An 18,300-nucleotide genomic window follows, 5' to 3' on the forward strand; every position below is an offset into this window, starting at 1 on the left:
TTGCCCGCGAAAGGGCCATATCGGAGCATCCGAATTGCTAAAACGATCCCTCACCACCCTCGCCTTCTTCTCTGTCCTGGCCGGTTGCGCCAGCCATGACATCGACCCTCGCGGTTACAACGAAACCGGCACCGCGTCCTATTACGGCTCGCGCCACCACGGCAAACGCACAGCCAGTGGCGAACCGTTCAACCAGCACGGCCTCACCGCCGCCCACCGCAGCCTGCCCTTCGGCAGCCGGGTGCTGGTCACCAACCTGGCCAACGACCGCAGCGTGGTGGTCCGCATCAACGACCGCGGCCCGCATACCCGCGGCCGGCTGATCGACCTGTCACGCGCCGCAGCAGAAAAAATCGGCATGCTCCGTAGCGGAACGGCGCGCGTCCGGGTACAAGGTCTGAGCGACTGACCTGACACCCACCTGACTGGAGCCCGACCATTTTCGACCTGGCCACCCTCCCCACCTTCAGCCTGCTGCAAATGGGCATTGCCCTGCTGCTGCTGATCGCCGGAGCCGAACTGCTGGTGCGCGCAGCGCTGCGCCTGGCCGGGCGATTGCGCGTGCGGCCATTGATCATCGGCCTGAGCCTGGTGGCCTTCGGCAGCACCGCGCCGCAACTGACCGTGAGCCTGCAGGCCGCCTACCAGGGTGCGCCCGACGTGGCCGTGGGCAGCGTGATCGGTAGCAACATCTTCAACGTGCTGGTCATCCTCGGCCTGGCGGCACTGATCATCCCGTTACGGGTATCACGTCAACTGGTGCGCCTGGATATCCCACTGATGATTGCCGCCAGCGGCCTGGTCTATGCGCTCTGTGCCAACGGCCATCTGGGCCGGTTCGAAGGCTTGTTGTTGCTGTTCGCCCTGGCCGGCTACCTGGCCATGCTGTGGCACCAGTCGCGCAACTATGCCCGCACCTACCCTGCACCAGATGCCGGGGCGGCCAGCGCCGGGCGCTTCTGGTCCGGGACGCTGCTGCAGGTGCTGTTCGGCCTTGGCCTGCTGAGCCTGGCCGGCCACCTGCTGCTGGAAGCTGCCATTGAGGTGGCTACCGATCTGGGCCTGTCCGAACGTGTCATCGGCCTGACCGTGGTCGCGGTGTGCACATCGCTGCCCGAGCTTGCCGCCGCGCTGATCGCCGCCATTCGGGGCGAGCGGGAGATTGCGGTCGGCACGGTGATCGGCAGCAACCTGTTCAACCTGCTGGCAGTGCTCGGCCTGACCGCACTGACCACCCCCGAGCCACTGACCATCTCACCCAATGCACTGGCCTTCGACCTGCCGGTGATGCTGGGTGTCGCCGCCTTGAGCTTGCCGGTGTTCTATTCCGGTTATCGCATCACCCGCGCCGAGGGGCTGGTGTTCCTCTGCCTGTACCTGGTCTACGGCCTGCATGTGGCGGCCTTTACCATGGGCATGCCGCTGGCCGGGCGCCTGGAGCGGCTGATGCTGTTCTATGTGCTGCCAGGGCTGGGGGCGGTGCTGTTGTTTACCACCCTGCGGGCCTGGCGCAAGCAGCATTGAGAAATTCAGAAGCAGGTCCGCCCTCTTCGCGGGCAAGCCCGCTCCCACAAGATTTGCACAACACTCACTGACAGCGCAGTACCTGTGGGAGCGGGCTTGCCCGCGAAGGGGCCAAACCTGCCATGCCTATCTGGCCTGGCGAGATTTCTTCAGTTTGAAGGCCCCCCACAGCACCGCAATCCACCCTGGGATCAGCAGCACCGAGATGCGAATCGGCGGGGTCAGGTACATCACCACCAGGATCAGCACGATGAACGCCAGGCACAGGTAGTTGGTCAGCGGGTGCCCCCAGCTCTGGTAGAACGGGGTAATGCCCGCTGCCAGCTTGGCCTTGCGGAATTTCAGGTGGGTAATGCTGATGCTGGCCCAGTTGATCACCAACGCCGATACCGCCAGCGCCATCAGCAGTCCGAAGGCCTCACCGGGCATCAGGTAGTTGATCAGCACGCACATGCCGGTCGCAAAGGCCGAAACCCCCAACGCCGTCAGTGGCACGCCGCTACGGCTGACCTTGAGCAGCTGACGCGGCGCATCGCCCTGGCTGGCAAGGCCGAACAGCATGCGGCTGTTGGCGTACACGCAGCTGTTGTACACCGACAGCGCCGCGGTCAGCACCACGATGTTAAGGATGGTCGCCACCAGGTCGCTGTCCAGTTCGTGGAAGATCATCACGAATGGGCTGCCGCCCTGCACCACTTTCTGCCAGGGGTACAGCGACAGCAGCACGGCCAGGGCACCGATGTAGAAGATCAGGATGCGGTAGACCACCTGGTTGGTCGCCTTGGGGATGCTCTGGCGAGGGTTGTCGGCCTCGGCAGCCGTGATGCCGACCAGCTCCAGGCCACCGAACGAGAACATGATCACCGCCAGCGCCATCACCAGCCCGGTCACGCCATTGGGGAAGAACCCGCCGTATTGCCACAGGTTGGCCACGCTGGCATCCGGGCCGCCGTGGCCGCTGGCCAGCAGCCAGGCACCGAAGCCGATCATGCTGACGATGGCCACCACCTTGACCAGGGCGAACCAGAACTCCATCTCGCCATAGACCCGCACCTGGGTCAGGTTGATCAGGTTGATCACCACGAAGAAGATCGCCGCCGTGGCCCAGGTCGGGAATTCCGGCCACCAGTACTGCACATAGATGCCCACGGCCGTGAGTTCGGCCATGCCGACCAGCACGTACACCACCCAGTAGTTCCAACCGGACACGAACCCGGCGAACTCGCTCCAGTACTGGTGGGCGAAGTGGCTGAAGCTGCCGGCGACCGGCTCCTCGACCACCATCTCACCCAATTGGCGCATGATGAAGAAGGCCATCAGGCCGGCGATGGCGTAGCCCAGCAAAACGGAGGGGCCGGCCAGCTGGATGGTCTGGGCGATGCCCAGGAACAGCCCGGTGCCAACGGCACCACCCAGCGCAATCAGCTGGATATGGCGATTCTTCAGCCCGCGCTTCAACTGCACGGGCGTGCTCTGGTCTTGCATGAAGTGTCCTTTGGCTCAGTGAGGCAGTGTTGTTGCTGTTGTTTTGCAGTCAAGGATCTAGATCCATCCGCCCCACTGCAATATGAAAATACCAATATTGGTGGTGATCGCCGCCATTAGCGTGGTGATCACGATGATCGACGCCGCCAGTTCATGGTTGCCGTTGGCGGCGCGAGCCATGACGTAGCTGGCCGCCGCCGTCGGGCTGCCGATGTACAGGAACAGGATACCCAACTCGGCACCACGAAAACCGCACAACCAGGCACCCAAGGTGCCGATCAGCGGCAGCCAGACCATCTTCACCAGGCTGGCATCGATGGCCAGCTTGCCGCTGTCGCGCAGCGCCGCCAGCGAAAGCGTGCCGCCAATGCAGATCAACGCCAGCGGCAGGGTCATCTGCGCCAGGTAGTCGCCCGAGGTCAGCAGCCAGTTGGGCAACGGCACCTGCCCGTAGGCCATCGGCGTGGCCACCAGCACGCTGAGGATCAGCGGGTTGCTGAAGATGCTCTTGCAGATGCTCCACGGGTCGGACTTGAGGTCCGGGCTGTACACCGCCAGCACTACAGCCGACAGCGAGTTGTACATGAGGATCACCAGGCCGGCGAGCACCGCACCCAGGGAGATGCCGTAGTCGCCATAAAGGCTGGCGGCCAGGGCCAGGCCGATCACACCGTTGTTGCCGCGGAACGCACCCTGGGTGTAGATGCCGCGGTCGGCCAGCGGGCTGCGCCAGATGGCCATGCCCCAGGACACGGCGAAGCCGACCAGGGTGGCAGCGACGAAGTAGAGGATGACCTTGGGTTTGACCGCCGCTGCCAGGTCGGCGTGATAGATGCCGAGGAACAGCAGTGCCGGCATGCACACGTTGAACACCAGCTGCGAGGCGACGCGGTTGAAATTGTCGTCGATCAGGTGGATACGTTTGAGCAGCACGCCCATGAACAGCATGGCGAAGACGGGCGCCGTGATGTTCAGCGTCTGGATGAGAAGGGCGAGCATGCGCAAGCGGTCCTGATGGGGGTTGCCGTTAGGCGGCTAATGATACGCCAACGCGTCAGGAAATGCGGGGATCGAGCAGGACTTTAAACACGTTTCTGTCTGTACCGGCCCTTTCGCGGGCAAGCCCGCTCCCACAGGCTCTGCACTGCCCTCGGGGCTGTTGAGATTCCTGTGGGAGCGGGCTTGCCCGCGAAGAGGCAGACACCCATTCAGCGGCGAACGGGGCGCTTCTGCAATTTGCGCTGCAAGGTCCGGCGGTGCATGCCCAGCGCCCGCGCGGTGGCGGAGATGTTGCCCTCGTGCTCGTTCAGCACGCGCTGGATGTGCTCCCACTGCAGGCGGTCCACCGACATCGGGTTTTCCGGCACCAGCGAGTCCAGGTCGGCATGCTCCGAGAGCAGCGCTGCCAGCACGTCGTCGGCGTCGGCCGGCTTGCACAGGTAGTTGCAGGCACCGCGCTTGACCGCCTCCACGGCGGTGGCGATGCTCGAGTAACCGGTCAGGATCACCACGCGCATCTCCGGGTCCAGCTCCAGCAGCTTGGGCAACAGCACCAGGCCCGAGTCCCCTTCCATCTTCAGGTCCAGCGTGGCGTAGTCCGGCAGGTCCTGCTGGGCCAGGATCAGGCCCTCCTCGGCGGAACCGGCCGTGCTCACGCGGAAACCGCGGCGGCTCATGGCGCGGGCCATGACCCGGGTGAAGGTGGCGTCATCGTCCACCAGCAGCAGGTGCGGCAGCTCTTCGCCTTCGACCTGGTTTTCTTCGCTCATCATTCATCTCCTCGCTTGCCATGGGGCAGGCGCAATTCGGTCAGGGTGCCACCCTGTTCATGACTATAGAGTTTCACCGAACCGCCCGCACGGGTCACGCTGGCTTTGCTCAAGAACAGGCCCAGGCCGAAACCTTTGCCTTTGGTCGTAATGAAAGGTTTGCCGATCGCTTCGGCGATGGCCGGCGGCACGCCGGGGCCATGGTCGCGGATGCTGATCAGGATGTCCTGGGCGTCCCAGTCAAGGGTCACCTGCAGGTCATCGGGGCAGGCATCGGCGGCATTGTTCAGCAGGTTCAGCAGCGCCTGGGTCAGGTCCGGTGGCGGCGTCAGGCGCGGCACCTGGCCGTCGCGCAGGCGCTGGAAGCGGTAGCTGGCCTCCGGGCGCATCAGGTGCCAGCGGTTCAGCGCCTCGTCGAGCCAGGCGGTGACATCCTGTTCGACCACCGCCAGGCGGCGGTTGGCTTCGGCGGCGCGCACCAGCTGCTGCAGGGTTTCCTTGCACAGCTTGACCTGGTCCTGAAGGATCTGCAGGTCTTCCTGCAGCAGCGGGTCGGTGTGATCCTGGCGCATTTCGTTGAGCAGCACGCTCATGGTCGCCAAGGGTGTGCCCAGCTCGTGGGCGGCGCCGGCAGCCTGGGTGGCCACGGCCAGCAGCTGCTCGTCACGCAGGCTTTCTTCGCGGCGCTCGGAACGCAGTTGCTCCTGGCGGCGCAGTTCTTCAGCCATGCGCGCGGCGAAGAAGGTGATCACGGCGGCGGCCAGGGCAATACTCAGCCACATGCCGTAGACCTGCATCTTGTCCCGCGCCATCGGCAGCCCCTCGAGCGGGTAGAACTGCACCAGCAGCAGGCTGTAGGCGGTCAGGGCGATGCCCGAGAGGATCAGCGAATACAGCCACGGCAAGGTCACCGCGGCAATTGCCAGCGGCACCAGGTAGTAGGACACGAACGGGTTGGTCGAACCGCCGGAGTAATACAGCAAGGCGCTGTGAATCAGCAGGTCGCAGGCCAGTTGCAAGGCATATTCAGTTTCGGTGACCGGCAGCGACAGGCGCAGGCGCAAGGCAGTGAAGGCGCAGAGGATCGACGACAGCGCCAGGGTGGCGGCCAGCGACAGCCACGGTAGCGGCAGCAGGTCGGTCCAGTAGGCGACGCCCACGGAGCCTGCCTGGGCGGCCAGGACCAGAACGCGAATGACAGTCAGGCGCCAGAGGTTCTGGCGTGTTGCGGATAACGGTTGTGCGGCGGCGAGCATGCGCTCTCCCGATGAGTGCTCAATCGGCTGGAGTATACCGAAGCCGGGCGCCCCGCTGCAGCGATGCGGCAAAGCGCCACACTTTGTCACAAGTTCATAGTGGCACTTTTGAACCCACTACACTGCTCCGGGTCTGATGGGCCATGCGTGGAATGGATGGCCAGACCCCACGCCCACTATTGCCAAGGAGTAACACATGCACATCCCACGTCGCGGCGCGGCCCTGATCCTGTCCTGCGGCCTGCTCGCCAGCCTGCCGGCACTGGCGGCCGACGAGCCGCGCTACAACCAGGTATCGCTGCGCGCCGAAGTCAGCAAGGAAGTGGCACGCGACCTGATGGTCGTGACCCTCTATAGCGAAGCGCAGAATACCGACCCGGGCAAGCTCGCCAAGCAGATCACCGAAACCATGAACAAGGCCGTGCAGCAGGCACGCCAGGTCAAGGACGTGAAGATCAGCCAGGGCAGCCGCAACAGCTACCCGGTTTACGACAGCAAGGGCCAGAAGATCACCGGCTGGCGCGAACGCGCCGAGCTGCGCCTGGAAGGTGCCGACTTCCCGGCCCTGTCCCAGCTCACCGCTGACCTGCTGCAGGACCTGAAGATGGGCGGCATGGACTTCTCCATCGCCCCGGCCACACGCAAGGCCAGCGAGGATGAACTGCTCAAGGATGCGGTGAATGCGTTCAAGGCCCGTGCGCAGCTGGCCACCGAGGCGCTGGGGGGCAAGGGCTATAAAGTGGTCAGCCTGAACCTGAACAGTTCCGGGTATCCGCGCCCTTACCTGCGCAGCGCACCGATGGCGATGAAGGCCATGGCGGCCGACGAGGCGGCGCCGGCGCCGGATATCGAGGCCGGTACCAGTGAAGTCAGCATGAATGCCGATGGCCTGATCGAAGTGCAGATGCCTTAAGCCGATACGCAGTACCTGTGGGAGCGGGCTTGCCCGCGAAAAAGGCGACACGGTGCCTGGCACCGGCTTTGCCGGTGTTCGCGGGCAAGCCCGCTCCCACAGGAACCACGGGTTGAATTTCCGAAACAGAGAAATTTCCTACGCACCATATAGGTGCTTCCTACACACTCCCCCGCCCTGAAATATCCCGCAAAAAGCCATCATTTCGCCTGCGCAAACGTTCAACTTCGCTGAAAGTTATACGAATGCGACATCCATGTACGCTCGTACTACTTTTCTGACGCCAACTATCCTTCTCCCTGTTGCATTGGGAATACCCCCTGCATAAGTATCCGCAGGTCGGCTCACGAGGCCACCTCAAATCAAAAATGACAACAATGAGGCCACCATGCTCAAACACGCAGTCATTCCGTTCCTGCTAGGTGCAGGCTTGCTCGCCGGCGCTCCGCTGGCCCATGCCGCGTCCAACCTGGTGTTCTGCTCCGAGGGCAGCCCGGCCGGCTTCGACCCGGGGCAATACACCACCGGAACCGACTTCGACGCCTCGGCAGAGACCGTGTTCAACCGCCTGACCCAGTTCGAACGCGGCGGCACCGCGGTCATTCCAGGCCTTGCGACCCAGTGGGACGTGGCCGACGATGGCAAGACCTACACCTTCCACCTGCGCGAAGGGGTCAAGTTCCACACCACCGACTACTTCAAGCCGACCCGCGCATTCAACGCCGACGACGTGCTGTTCACCTTCAACCGCATGCTCGACAAGAACCACCCCTTCCGTAAGGCCTACCCCACCGAATTCCCGTACTTCACCGACATGGGCATGGACAAGAACATCGCCAAGGTGGAGAAAGTCGACGATCACACGGTGAAGTTCACCCTCAATGAAGTGGACGCCGCGTTCATCCAGAACCTGGCCATGAGCTTCGCCTCCATCCAGTCCGCCGAATACGCCGACCAGTTGCTCAAGGACGGCAAGGCCGCCGACATCAACCAGAAGCCGATCGGCACCGGGCCGTTCGTATTCAGCAAGTACCAGAAAGACGCGCAGATCCGCTTCAAGGGCAACAAGGACTACTGGAAGCCCGAGGACGTGAAGATCGACAACCTGATCTTCGCCATCACCACCGACGCGTCGGTGCGCATGCAGAAGCTGAAGAAGAACGAGTGCCAGGTCACCCTGTTCCCGCGCCCGGCCGACATCGAGCCGCTGAAGGCCGACAAGAACCTGCAGATGCCACAGCAGGCCGGCTTCAACCTCGGCTACATCGCCTACAACGTGATGGACAAGATCAAGGGCAGCAACGAGCCCAACCCGATGGCCAAGCTTGAAGTGCGCCAGGCACTGGACATGGCCGTCGACAAGAAGAAGATCATCGAATCGGTCTACCAGGGCGCCGGCCAGCTCGCCGTCAACGGCATGCCGCCGACCCAGTGGTCCTACGACACCAGCATCAAGGATGCGCCCTACGACCCGGAAAAGGCCAAGGAACTGCTCAAGAAGGCCGGCGTCAAGGAAGGCACCGAGATCACCCTGTGGGCCATGCCCGTGCAGCGCCCGTACAACCCCAACGCCAAGCTGATGGCCGAGATGCTGCAATCGGACTGGGCGAAGATCGGCATCAAGGCCAAGATCGTCAGCTACGAATGGGGCGAGTACATCAAGCGTTCAAAAGGCGGCGAACAGGGCGCCATGCTGATCGGCTGGAGCGGCGACAACGGTGACCCGGACAACTGGCTCGGCACCCTGTACGGTTGCGATGCCATCGACGGCAACAACTTCTCCAAGTGGTGCTACAAGCCCTACGACGACTTGATCAAACAGGCCAAGGCCACCTCCGACCAGGCCAAGCGCACCGAGCTGTACCAGAAGGCTCAGCACATCCTCAAGGAACAGGTGCCGATCACCCCGATCGCCCACTCCACGGTCTACCAGCCGATGAGCGCAAAGGTGAAGGACTTCAAGATCAGCCCATTCGCGTTGAACGCCTTCTACGGCGTCAGCGTGGACAAATAACCGCAAGCTGATCTCAACCACTCCGTCATAGACACCCACCCCGACGCTACCCGCGCCGGGGTTGGGGCCCTGTTGCCGTCATTCGTACCCTGAGGCGGCGTAAACAGCTGGAAAAGGAACCGCCATGCGCCACGCCACCCACCTTTCGACCCTGCTCGCCCTCGGCCTGTTGAGCCAGGCCCCTGCCCTTCAGGCCAAGAACCTGGTGTTCTGCTCCGAAGGCAGCCCGGCCGGCTTCGACACCGCCCAGTACACCAGCGCCACCGACAACGACGCCGCCGAGCCGATCTACAACCGCCTGGTGGAGTTCGAACGCGGCGGTACCGCCGTGCACCCGGCGCTGGCGACGAAGTGGGAAGTCTCCGACGATGGCCTGCGTTACACCTTCCACCTGCGCGAGGGCGTTAAGTTCCACGCCAACAAGGCCTTCACGCCAAGCCGTGACTTCAACGCCGACGACGTGCTGTTCACCTTCAACCGCATGCTCGACAAGGACCAGCCCTTCCGCAAGGCCTACCCCACCGAATTCCCCTACTTCGTCAGCATGGGCCTGGACAAGAACATCGCCCGGGTCGAGAAGACCGGCCCGATGACCGTGGTGTTCAGCCTGAACAAGGTCGATGCCGCGTTCATCCAGAACCTGGCGATGAGCTTCGCCTCGATACTCTCTGCAGAATACGCCGAGCATCTGCTGGCCAGCGGGCGCCCCAGCGACATCAACCAGCAACCGATCGGCACCGGCCCGTTCGTGTTCCAGCGTTACCAGAAGGACGCGCAGATCCGCTTCAAGGGCAACAAGGATTACTGGGCGCCAGATGAAGTGAAGATCGACAACCTGGTGTTCTCGATCAACACCGACCCGTCGGTACGCATCCAGAAGCTGCGCCGCAATGAATGCCAGGTCACCCTGCACCCGCGCCCGGCCGACCTGCCGGCGCTCAAGGCCGACGGCAAGCTGCAGGTCATGCAGCAGCCGGGCTTCAACCTCGGCTACATCGCCTACAACACCCAGCACCCGCCGTTCGACCGCCTGGAAGTGCGCCAGGCCATGGACATGGCGGTGAACAAGCAGGCCATTCTCCAGGCGGTGTATCAGGACTCCGGCCAGCTGGCGGTCAATGCCATGCCACCGACCCAGTGGTCCTATGACAACAGCCTCAAGGACGCGCCTTTCGACCCGGAAAAGGCCAAGCAGCTGCTGCAGCAAGCCGGGGTCAAGCCGGGCACCGAGATCACCCTGTGGGCCATGCCCGTGCAGCGCCCGTACAACCCCAACGCCAAGCTGATGGCCGAGATGCTCCAGGCCGACTGGAACAAGCTCGGCTTCAAGGTGCGCATCGTCAGCTACGAATGGGGCGAATACCTCAAGCGCATGAAGAGCGGCGAGCACGACATCGCCCTGATCGGCTGGACCGGCGACAACGGTGACCCGGACAACTGGCTCGGCACCCTCTACAACTGCGACGCCATCGGCAGCAACAACTACTCGCTGTGGTGCGACCCGCAGTACGACAGCCTGGTCAAGCAGGCCAAGCAGGTGACCGACCGTGAGCAGCGCACGGCGCTTTACCAGCAGGCCCAGCAGCGCCTCAAGCAGCAGGTGCCGATCACCCCGGTGGCGCATTCCACCGTCAACCAGCCGCTGAGCATCAAGGTGGCCGATTTCAAGGTCAGCCCGTTCGGGCGCAATGATTTTTCCGGTGTGAGTGTTGACTGACCTTTAGCCCTCACTGGCCTCTTCGCGGGCAAGCCCGCTCCCACAGGATCTTCACAGGCTCGGAGACTGCGCCGTACCTGTGGGAGCGGGCGCGCCCGCGAAAGAGCCGGCACAGGCAATACCACTCCCCCGACTTGGCCCGGCGACCCCGGGCAACCCTGGCAACACCGCAGCAAGCAACCCGGCCCACAAGGCCAGGTGATAACTAAAAGAACAGAAAGGGAGCTTTAACCTTGAGACTATTCACCTTGACCGCTTTGGCCTTATCCATCGGCACCTTTTCCGCCGTGACCGAGGCCGACACCCAGAGCCAGGACTACGTCCCGTTCAGCCTGAAATCCAGCAGCGAACAGGATGAGGCCAAGGGCTTCATCGACGGCCAGAGCCTGTCCGGCAGCACCCGCAACTGGTACGCCCGCGAACGCGCCACGCGCGCGCCATTGTGGAAGTACTACAAGAGCGACGGCACCCGCCACGACACCCACAGCCGCGACAACTGGGTGCAGGGCACCATCCTCAACTACAGCTCGGGCTTCACCCAGGGCACCGTCGGCTTCGCCATCGAGGCCGCCGGCTACAATGCCATTGCCCTGGAACAGGGCCGCGCGGCGATCGCCGGGCCGAACAACCGCACCCTGACCCACAGCGACGGCGATCCGGTCGGCCAGTGGAGCAAGATGGGCCTGGCCAACGTCAAGGCACGCGTCTCCAACACCACCCTTACGGTTGGCCGCCAGTCGGTGGACACGCCGATGATCGCCTACATCGGCAACCGGGCACTGCCGTCGAGCTTCCAGGGCGCGTTCCTGCACAGCGCCGAGTTCGACAACCTGTCGATCGACCTGGGCACCTTCGACCGCGTATCGCCACGCACCGAACAAAGCCTGAGCAAGTTCCGCAGCGAATACGGCGCCACGGGCGTGGAGACCGACCGCGCCAGCACCGCCGGGGTCAACTACCAGCCATTCAAGAGCCTGACCACCAGCCTGTACGCCACCAAGGTCGACGACTTCTGGAACCAGTACTACTTCGGCGCCAACCACGTGCTCGGCGACAACGCCGTGCTCGCCCTGACCACCGGCCTGAACTACTACAAGACCGTGGACGAAGGCAGCAAGAAGATGGGTGAGATCGACAACGACACCTACAGCCTGTCGCTCGGCCTGACCCACCAGGCGCACACCCTCACGGCGTCCTGGCAGCAGGTCAACGGCAACGAGTACTTCGACTACCTGCACGAAACCAACGGCATCTACCTGGCCAACTCGCTGCTGTCGGACTTCAACGGCCCCAACGAGAAATCCCTGCAGATTTCCTACGTGCTGAACATGGCGCCGTACGGCGTGCCAGGCCTCAAGTTCAACCTGTACAACGCCCGCGGCTGGGGCATCGACGGCACCCACTACCGTGGCACCGCCTATGACGTGAACGGCCTGGACGGCGAAACCCACTACGAGTGGGGCATCGGCACCAGCTACGCGGTGCAGGGCGGGCCGTTCAAGGACACCAGCATCCGCGCCACCTACACCGCGCACCGCGCCAGCAAGGCCCAGGCCGATGGCAGCCTGGACGAGTTCCGCGTGGTCACCACCATTCCATTCAACATTCTCTGACCGATGGCGCCATGGCCCGCTTCAACCCGGGCCGTGGCGGCTACGCTGGAATCAATGCAAGCAGGGAGTTTCCATGACATCGCTACCGCTCCGCGCTGCCCTGGCAGCGGTCATCCTGGGCGCCGCCGGCAACCTTGCGGCCAAGCCGCTGGTGGTGTGCACCGAAGCCAGCCCGGAAGGCTTCGACATCGTCCAGTACACCACTGCGGTCACCGCCGATGCTTCGGCCGAGACGGTGTTCAACCGCCTGGTCGACTTCAAGCCCGGCACCACCGACATCCAGCCGGCCCTGGCCGAACGCTGGGATATTTCGCCCGACGGCCTGACCTACACCTTCCACCTGCGCCAAGGGGTGAAGTTCCACACCACCGACTATTTCACGCCAACCCGCGCGTTCAACGCCGATGACGTGCTGTGGAGCCTGAACCGCCAGCTCGACCCGAACCACCCGTGGCACACCAAGACCAGCGTCGGCTACCCGTACTTCGAAAGCATGGCCTTCAAGGACCTGCTGAAATCGGTGAGCAAGACCGACGACCACACCGTGGTGATCACCCTCACCCGCCCGGAAGCGCCATTCCTGCGCGACATGGCCATGGCCTTCACCTCGATCTACTCCGCCGAATATGGCGACCAGCTGCTCAAGGCGGGCAAGACCGGCGAGCTCAACAGCAAGCCGATCGGCACCGGCCCGTTCATCTTCCAGCGCTACAACAAGGACGCCCAGGTTCGCTACAAGCCCAACCCGGACTACTTCCGTGGCAAGCCACCGGCCGACGCGCTGATCTTCGCCATCGCCACCGACAGCAACGTGCGCCTGCAGAAGCTGCGTGCCAACGAGTGCCAGGTGGCGCTGTACCCCAAGCCCGATGACGTACCGTTGATCAAGCAAGACCCGGCACTCAAGGTCGACGAAATCGAAGCCTTGGTCACCGGTTACATCTCCATGAACACCGAGCACAAATACCTGAGCGACGTTCGCGTGCGCAAAGCCATCAACATGGCCTTCGACCGCCAGACCCACGTCGACCAGCTGTTCGGCAAGGGCAACGCACTGGTCGGCGTGAACCCCTACCCACCCACCATGATCGGCTACAACACCGAGAACAGGAACCCGCCCCGCGACCTGGCCAAGGCCCGCGAGCTGCTCAAGGAGGCCGGCGTGCCGGAAGGTACGGTGATCACCCTGTTCACCCGCAACGGCGGCGGCCCGACCAACCCCAACCCGCGCCTGTCCGCCGAGATGCTGCAGGCTGACCTCAAGCAGATCGGCCTGAAGCTGGACATCCGCGTAATGGAGTGGGCCGAAATGCTGCGCCGCGCCAAGAAGGGCGAGGCGGACCTTGTGTCCACCGGCTGGGCCGGCGACAACGGTGACCCGGACAACTTCCTCAGCCCGCTGCTCAGTTGCGACGCCGCCAAAAGCGGCGAGAACTATGCGCGCTGGTGCAATGCCAAATTCCAGGAACTGATCACCCGCGCCCGCGAAGTGATCGACAACGACGAACGCGCCAGGCTCTATGCCGAGGCTTTGAAGGTGTACGATGACGATCAACCCTGGATCAGCATGGCCCATCCGAAGATGTTCACCGCCATGCGCGACAACGTGGAGGGCTACGTGATCAACCCTCTGACCAACAACAACTTCGCCACCACCAAGGTGAAGTAGAACAACAACGATCGCCGGGATCCCGCACGGGCACCGGCGACACTGCCTGACCGGCTGATGAGGTAACCCCGACAATGTTGAGTTTTATAGCCCGGCGCCTGGGCCTGCTGATACCGACCTTCTTCGGTATCACCTTGCTGACCTTCGCGCTCATACGCCTGATCCCCGGCGACCCGGTGGAAGTGATGATGGGCGAGCGCAGGGTCGACCCCGAGATGCACGCCCAGGCCATGGAGCGCCTGGGCCTGAACAAGCCGCTGCCGGTCCAGTACCTGGACTACGTCGGCAAGCTGGCCCACGGAGACCTCGGTGAATCGCTGCGCACCCGCGAGAGCGTGTGGACCGAGTTCCTCACCCTGTTCCCCGCCACCCTGGAGCTGGCCCTCGCCGCCTTGCTGTTCGCCGGCATAGTCGGCCTGCTGGCCGGGGTGATCGCCGCACTCAAGCGGGGGTCGTTGTTCGACCACGGGGTGATGGGCATCTCCCTGGCCGGCTATTCCATGCCGATCTTCTGGTGGGGCCTGATCCTGATCATGTTCTTCTCGGTGAGCCTGGGCTGGACCCCGGTATCCGGGCGCATCGACCTGCTCTACGACATCGAGCCGAAAACCGGCTTCATGCTCATCGACACCCTGCTCAGCGACGAGGAAGGCGCATTCAAGGACGCGGTGATGCACCTGATCCTGCCGGCCATCGTGCTCGGCACCATCCCGCTGGCGGTGATCGCCCGCATGACCCGGTCGTCGATGCTCGAAGTGCTGCGCGAGGACTACATCCGCACCGCCCGCGCCAAGGGCCTGTCGCCGGCCCGGGTGGTCTTCGTGCACGGCCTGCGCAACGCGCTGATCCCGGTGCTGACGGTGTTCGGCCTGCAGGTCGGCACGCTGCTGGCCGGTGCCGTACTGACCGAAACCATCTTCTCCTGGCCGGGCATCGGCAAATGGCTGATCGAAGCCATCGGCGCCCGTGACTACCCCGTGGTCCAGAACGGCATCCTGTTGATCGCCTGCCTGGTGATCCTGGTCAACTTCGTCGTGGATATCCTCTACGGCCTGGCCAACCCACGCATCCGTCATCAGCGCTGAGGCCTTCGCCATGACTAGCCCGATTCCGAAATCCGTCACACCGGCCAGCCCGGTGGACCAGAGCCTGCTCTACCCTTCGCCGTACAAAGAATTCTGGCACGCCTTCTCGCGCAACAAGGGCGCGGTAATGGGCCTGGCCTTCATGTGCCTGGTGGTGTTCTGCGCGCTGTTCGCGCCGTGGGTCGCCCCCCATGACCCGAGCGAGCAGTACCGCGACTTCCTGCTGACCCCGCCGGTGTGGCTCGACGGCGGCAGCTGGCAGTTCATCCTCGGCACCGACGAGCTTGGCCGCGACTTGCTGTCGCGGCTGATCCAGGGCGCGCGGCTGTCGCTGCTGATCGGCCTGTCGTCGGTGGTGATGTCGTTGATCCCCGGCATCCTGCTGGGCCTGCTGGCCGGCTTCTTCCCGCAGGTGCTCGGCCCATCGATCATGCGCCTGATGGACGTGATGCTGGCCCTGCCCTCGCTGCTGCTGGCCGTGGCCATCGTCGCCATCCTTGGCCCAGGCCTGATCAACACGGTGATCGCCATCGCCATCGTTTCATTGCCGTCGTACGTGCGCCTGACCCGCGCAGCAGTGATGGGCGAGCTGAACCGCGACTACGTCACCGCCGCACGCCTGGCCGGTGCCGGGCTGCCACGGCTGATGTTCGTCACCGTGCTGCCCAACTGCATGGCGCCGCTGATCGTGCAGGCAACCTTGAGTTTCTCCTCGGCGATCCTCGACGCCGCCGCGCTGGGCTTCCTCGGCCTCGGTGTGCAACCGCCCACCCCCGAGTGGGGCACCATGCTGGCCTCGGCCCGTGACTACATCGAGCGCGCCTGGTGGGTGGTGAGCCTGCCCGGCCTGACCATTCTGCTCAGTGTGCTGGCAATCAACCTGATGGGCGACGGCCTGCGCGATGCGCTGGACCCGAAACTCAAGAACGCCGCCTGAGGAGAACGCCATGTCACTGTTGCAGATCAACAACCTGAATGTGCGCTTCGGCGACGCCAATGCCGTCCCCGTGGTAGACGGCCTGGACCTGGCGGTGGAGGCCGGCGAGATCCTGGCCATCGTCGGCGAATCCGGCTCGGGCAAATCCGTCACCATGATGGCCTTGATGGGCCTGATCGACGCCCCCGGGCGCATCACCGCCGATGCGCTCACCTTCGACGGCACCGACATGCTCAAGCTCAGCGGCCGCCAGCGGCGCAAGGTGGTGGGCAAGGACATCGCCATGGTCTTCCAGGACCCGATGACCGCGCTCAACCCCAGCTACACCGTGGGCTACCAGATCGAAGAAGTGCTGCGCCAGCACCTGGGCCTGAAGGGCAAGGCCGCGCGCCAGCGTGCCCTGGAGCTGTTGAAGAAAGTCGAAATCCCGGCTGCGCAAAGCCGCCTGGACGCCTACCCGCACCAGCTTTCCGGCGGCATGAGCCAGCGCGTGGCGATTGCCATGGCCATCGCTGGCGAACCCAAGCTGCTGATCGCCGACGAACCGACCACCGCGCTGGACGTGACCATCCAGGCACAGATCATGGAGCTGCTGGTCAACCTGCAGAAAGAGCGCAACATGGCGCTCATCCTGATCACCCACGACCTGGCCGTGGTCGCCGAAACGGCCAAGCGCGTGTGCGTGATGTACGCCGGCCAGGCCGTGGAAGTCGGCCAGGTGCCGGAGCTGTTCGACGTGCCCGCCCACCCCTACAGCGAAGCGCTGCTGGCGGCGATCCCCGAGCATAGTGTCGGCGCCGAGCGCCTGGCCACCCTGCCCGGCATCGTCCCCGGCCGCTATGACCGCCCGGCTGGCTGCCTGCTGTCGCCGCGCTGCCCGTACGTGCAGGACAACTGCCGGCACCAGCGCCCGCCCCTCGACCCGCAGGCACACAGCCTGGTGCGTTGTTTCTACCCGCTGAACCAGGAGGTGGCGTGATGGCCGTCGTTCTCACTGCCCGGGAGCTGACCCGGCATTACGAAGTCTCCCGCGGGCTGTTCAAGGGCCACGCCCTGGTGCGCGCGCTCAATGGCGTGTCGTTCGAACTGGAGGCCGGCAAGACCCTGGCCGTGGTCGGTGAGTCCGGCTGTGGCAAGTCGACCCTGGCCCGCGCCTTGACGCTGATCGAAGAACCGTCTTCCGGCTCGCTGCAGATCGCCGGCACCGAGGTCAAGGGCGCCAGCAAGGCCGAGCGCAAGCAACTGCGCCGCGACGTGCAGATGGTGTTCCAAAGCCCCTACGCCTCGCTCAACCCACGGCAGAAGATCGGTGATCAGCTGGCAGAACCGCTGCTGATCAACACCTCGCTGAGCAAGGCCGAGCGGCGCGAGAAAGTGCAGAAGATGATGGAACAGGTCGGCTTGCGCCCCGAGCATTACCAGCGCTACCCGCACATGTTCTCCGGCGGCCAACGGCAGCGCATCGCCCTGGCCCGTGCAATGATGCTGCAACCGAAGGTGCTGGTGGCAGATGAGCCGACCTCGGCGCTGGACGTATCGATCCAGGCCCAGGTGCTGAACCTGTTCATGGACTTGCAGAAGGAGTTCAACACCGCCTATGTGTTCATCTCGCACAACCTGGCGGTGGTGCGGCATGTGGCCGATCAGGTGCTGGTGATGTACCTGGGGCGGCCGGCGGAGATGGGGCCGAAGGAGGATATCTACGAGAAGCCGCTGCATCCGTATACCCAGGCACTGCTGTCGGCAACACCGGCCATTCACCCCGATCCGTTGAAACCGAAGATCCGCATTGCCGGGGAGCTGCCCAACCCGCTCAATCCGCCGGAGGGGTGTGCGTTCCACAAACGCTGCCCGTATGCGACCGAGCGGTGTGCCAAGGAAGTGCCGGCGCTGCGGCAGGTGAGTACCCGACAGGTGGCCTGCCATTATGCCGAGCAGTTCCTCTAGATCGGTGTGAGCTTCTTCGCGGGCAAGCCCGCTCCCACATGTAGATGGAGATTCTGCCTTGTGGGAGCGGGCTTGCCCGCGAAGGGCCGCAATGCGGCCCCGGGATATCAATGCATGAAGAACCAGATCAGGATGATCACAGGAATCGGCACCCCAATCATCCACAGCAGTATCGAGCGCATGGCCTTTCTCCTTGTTCGGTGGTGATAAGAAAGGTGCAGTCCCCATGCCAGCTGTATCAAAAAATTACGCTTTTAAGAATCAACGCTTTACCACTCAAGCCGCTTGACCAAACCGTGCAATATGCAGGATCCGCCCCCTTGCACCTGGGTGTTCTGCAATGCACTATCAGGCCATGACCGCCCCCGCCC

15 protein-coding genes are annotated in these 18,300 nt (G+C 63.9%); 11 read left to right on the forward strand and 4 right to left on the reverse strand.

The genetic code is table 11. The annotated features are described in order from the left end of the window. The first annotated feature begins 34 nt into the window (after positions 1-34). Both CAF78_RS19010 and CAF78_RS19015 read left to right on the forward strand, forming a co-directional pair. Positions 35-409 (forward strand): septal ring lytic transglycosylase RlpA family protein, encoded by a 375-nt coding sequence (locus CAF78_RS19010; RefSeq protein ID WP_085673632.1) that lies wholly within the window; start codon positions 35-37, stop codon positions 407-409. Between the two features lie 71 nt (positions 410-480). After that, positions 481-1,524 carry a calcium/sodium antiporter gene (locus CAF78_RS19015; RefSeq protein WP_085673634.1) on the forward strand — a complete coding sequence of 348 codons (1,044 nt, stop codon included), beginning with the start codon at positions 481-483 and terminating at the stop codon, positions 1,522-1,524. A gap of 126 nt (positions 1,525-1,650) precedes the next feature. Here CAF78_RS19015 and CAF78_RS19020 read toward each other — a convergent pair whose 3' ends face one another. From CAF78_RS19020 to CAF78_RS19035, 4 genes are all read right to left on the reverse strand, one after another. Further along, positions 1,651-3,009, reverse strand: coding sequence for an amino acid permease (locus tag CAF78_RS19020; protein ID WP_085673637.1), 1,359 nt, complete (start codon positions 3,007-3,009; stop codon positions 1,651-1,653). Positions 3,010-3,066: 57 nt separating this feature from the next. Next, positions 3,067-4,008, reverse strand: a complete 942-nt coding sequence (locus CAF78_RS19025) for an AEC family transporter (protein ID WP_085673639.1) — start codon at positions 4,006-4,008, stop codon at positions 3,067-3,069. A gap of 209 nt (positions 4,009-4,217) precedes the next feature. Beyond that, positions 4,218-4,778: a response regulator transcription factor gene (locus CAF78_RS19030; RefSeq protein ID WP_079229623.1), complete on the reverse strand. Its 561-nt coding sequence runs from the start codon at positions 4,776-4,778 to the stop codon at positions 4,218-4,220. After that, positions 4,778-6,034: an ATP-binding protein gene (locus CAF78_RS19035; RefSeq protein WP_085673641.1), complete on the reverse strand. Its 1,257-nt coding sequence runs from the start codon at positions 6,032-6,034 to the stop codon at positions 4,778-4,780. The genes CAF78_RS19030 and CAF78_RS19035 overlap by 1 nt, the downstream gene beginning before the upstream one ends. Positions 6,035-6,230: 196 nt before the next feature. Between CAF78_RS19035 and CAF78_RS19040 the strand changes: the two genes are divergently transcribed. The 9 genes from CAF78_RS19040 to CAF78_RS19080 all read left to right on the forward strand — a co-directional run bounded on the left by CAF78_RS19040 (position 6,231) and on the right by CAF78_RS19080 (position 17,929). Further along, a complete protein-coding gene (locus CAF78_RS19040) occupies positions 6,231-6,947 on the forward strand; it encodes an SIMPL domain-containing protein (protein ID WP_079229624.1) in 717 nt (238 codons plus the stop codon). Positions 6,948-7,335: 388 nt separating this feature from the next. Further along, positions 7,336-8,961, forward strand: coding sequence for an ABC transporter substrate-binding protein (locus CAF78_RS19045; RefSeq protein WP_085673643.1), 1,626 nt, complete (start codon positions 7,336-7,338; stop codon positions 8,959-8,961). 124 nt (positions 8,962-9,085) lie between these two features. Beyond that, complete coding sequence (locus CAF78_RS19050) at positions 9,086-10,678, forward strand: ABC transporter substrate-binding protein (RefSeq protein ID WP_085673645.1); 1,593 nt, start codon at positions 9,086-9,088, stop codon at positions 10,676-10,678. 233 nt (positions 10,679-10,911) lie between these two features. Beyond that, entirely contained in the window at positions 10,912-12,291 is a 1,380-nt protein-coding gene (locus CAF78_RS19055) for an OprD family porin (RefSeq protein WP_085673647.1), read from the forward strand. Positions 12,292-12,364: 73 nt separating this feature from the next. Continuing rightward, positions 12,365-13,960 (forward strand): ABC transporter substrate-binding protein, encoded by a 1,596-nt coding sequence (locus CAF78_RS19060; protein ID WP_085673649.1) that lies wholly within the window; start codon positions 12,365-12,367, stop codon positions 13,958-13,960. Between the two features lie 74 nt (positions 13,961-14,034). After that, a complete protein-coding gene (locus CAF78_RS19065) occupies positions 14,035-15,045 on the forward strand; it encodes an ABC transporter permease subunit (protein ID WP_085673651.1) in 1,011 nt (336 codons plus the stop codon). Positions 15,046-15,055: 10 nt separating this feature from the next. Continuing rightward, positions 15,056-15,982, forward strand: coding sequence for an ABC transporter permease subunit (locus tag CAF78_RS19070; RefSeq protein ID WP_085673653.1), 927 nt, complete (start codon positions 15,056-15,058; stop codon positions 15,980-15,982). Positions 15,983-15,992: 10 nt separating this feature from the next. Beyond that, positions 15,993-16,961, forward strand: a complete 969-nt coding sequence (locus CAF78_RS19075) for an ABC transporter ATP-binding protein (protein ID WP_085673655.1) — start codon at positions 15,993-15,995, stop codon at positions 16,959-16,961. Beyond that, the gene (locus CAF78_RS19080) at positions 16,961-17,929 is read left to right on the forward strand and encodes a peptide ABC transporter ATP-binding protein (RefSeq protein WP_085673657.1); all 969 of its coding nucleotides are present in this window, start codon (positions 16,961-16,963) and stop codon (positions 17,927-17,929) included. The genes CAF78_RS19075 and CAF78_RS19080 overlap by 1 nt, the downstream gene beginning before the upstream one ends. Positions 17,930-18,300: the final 371 nt, after the last annotated feature.

It is taken from the genome of Pseudomonas sp. R28(2017) (genome assembly GCF_002112505.1).
Lineage (GTDB): Bacteria > Pseudomonadota > Gammaproteobacteria > Pseudomonadales > Pseudomonadaceae > Aquipseudomonas.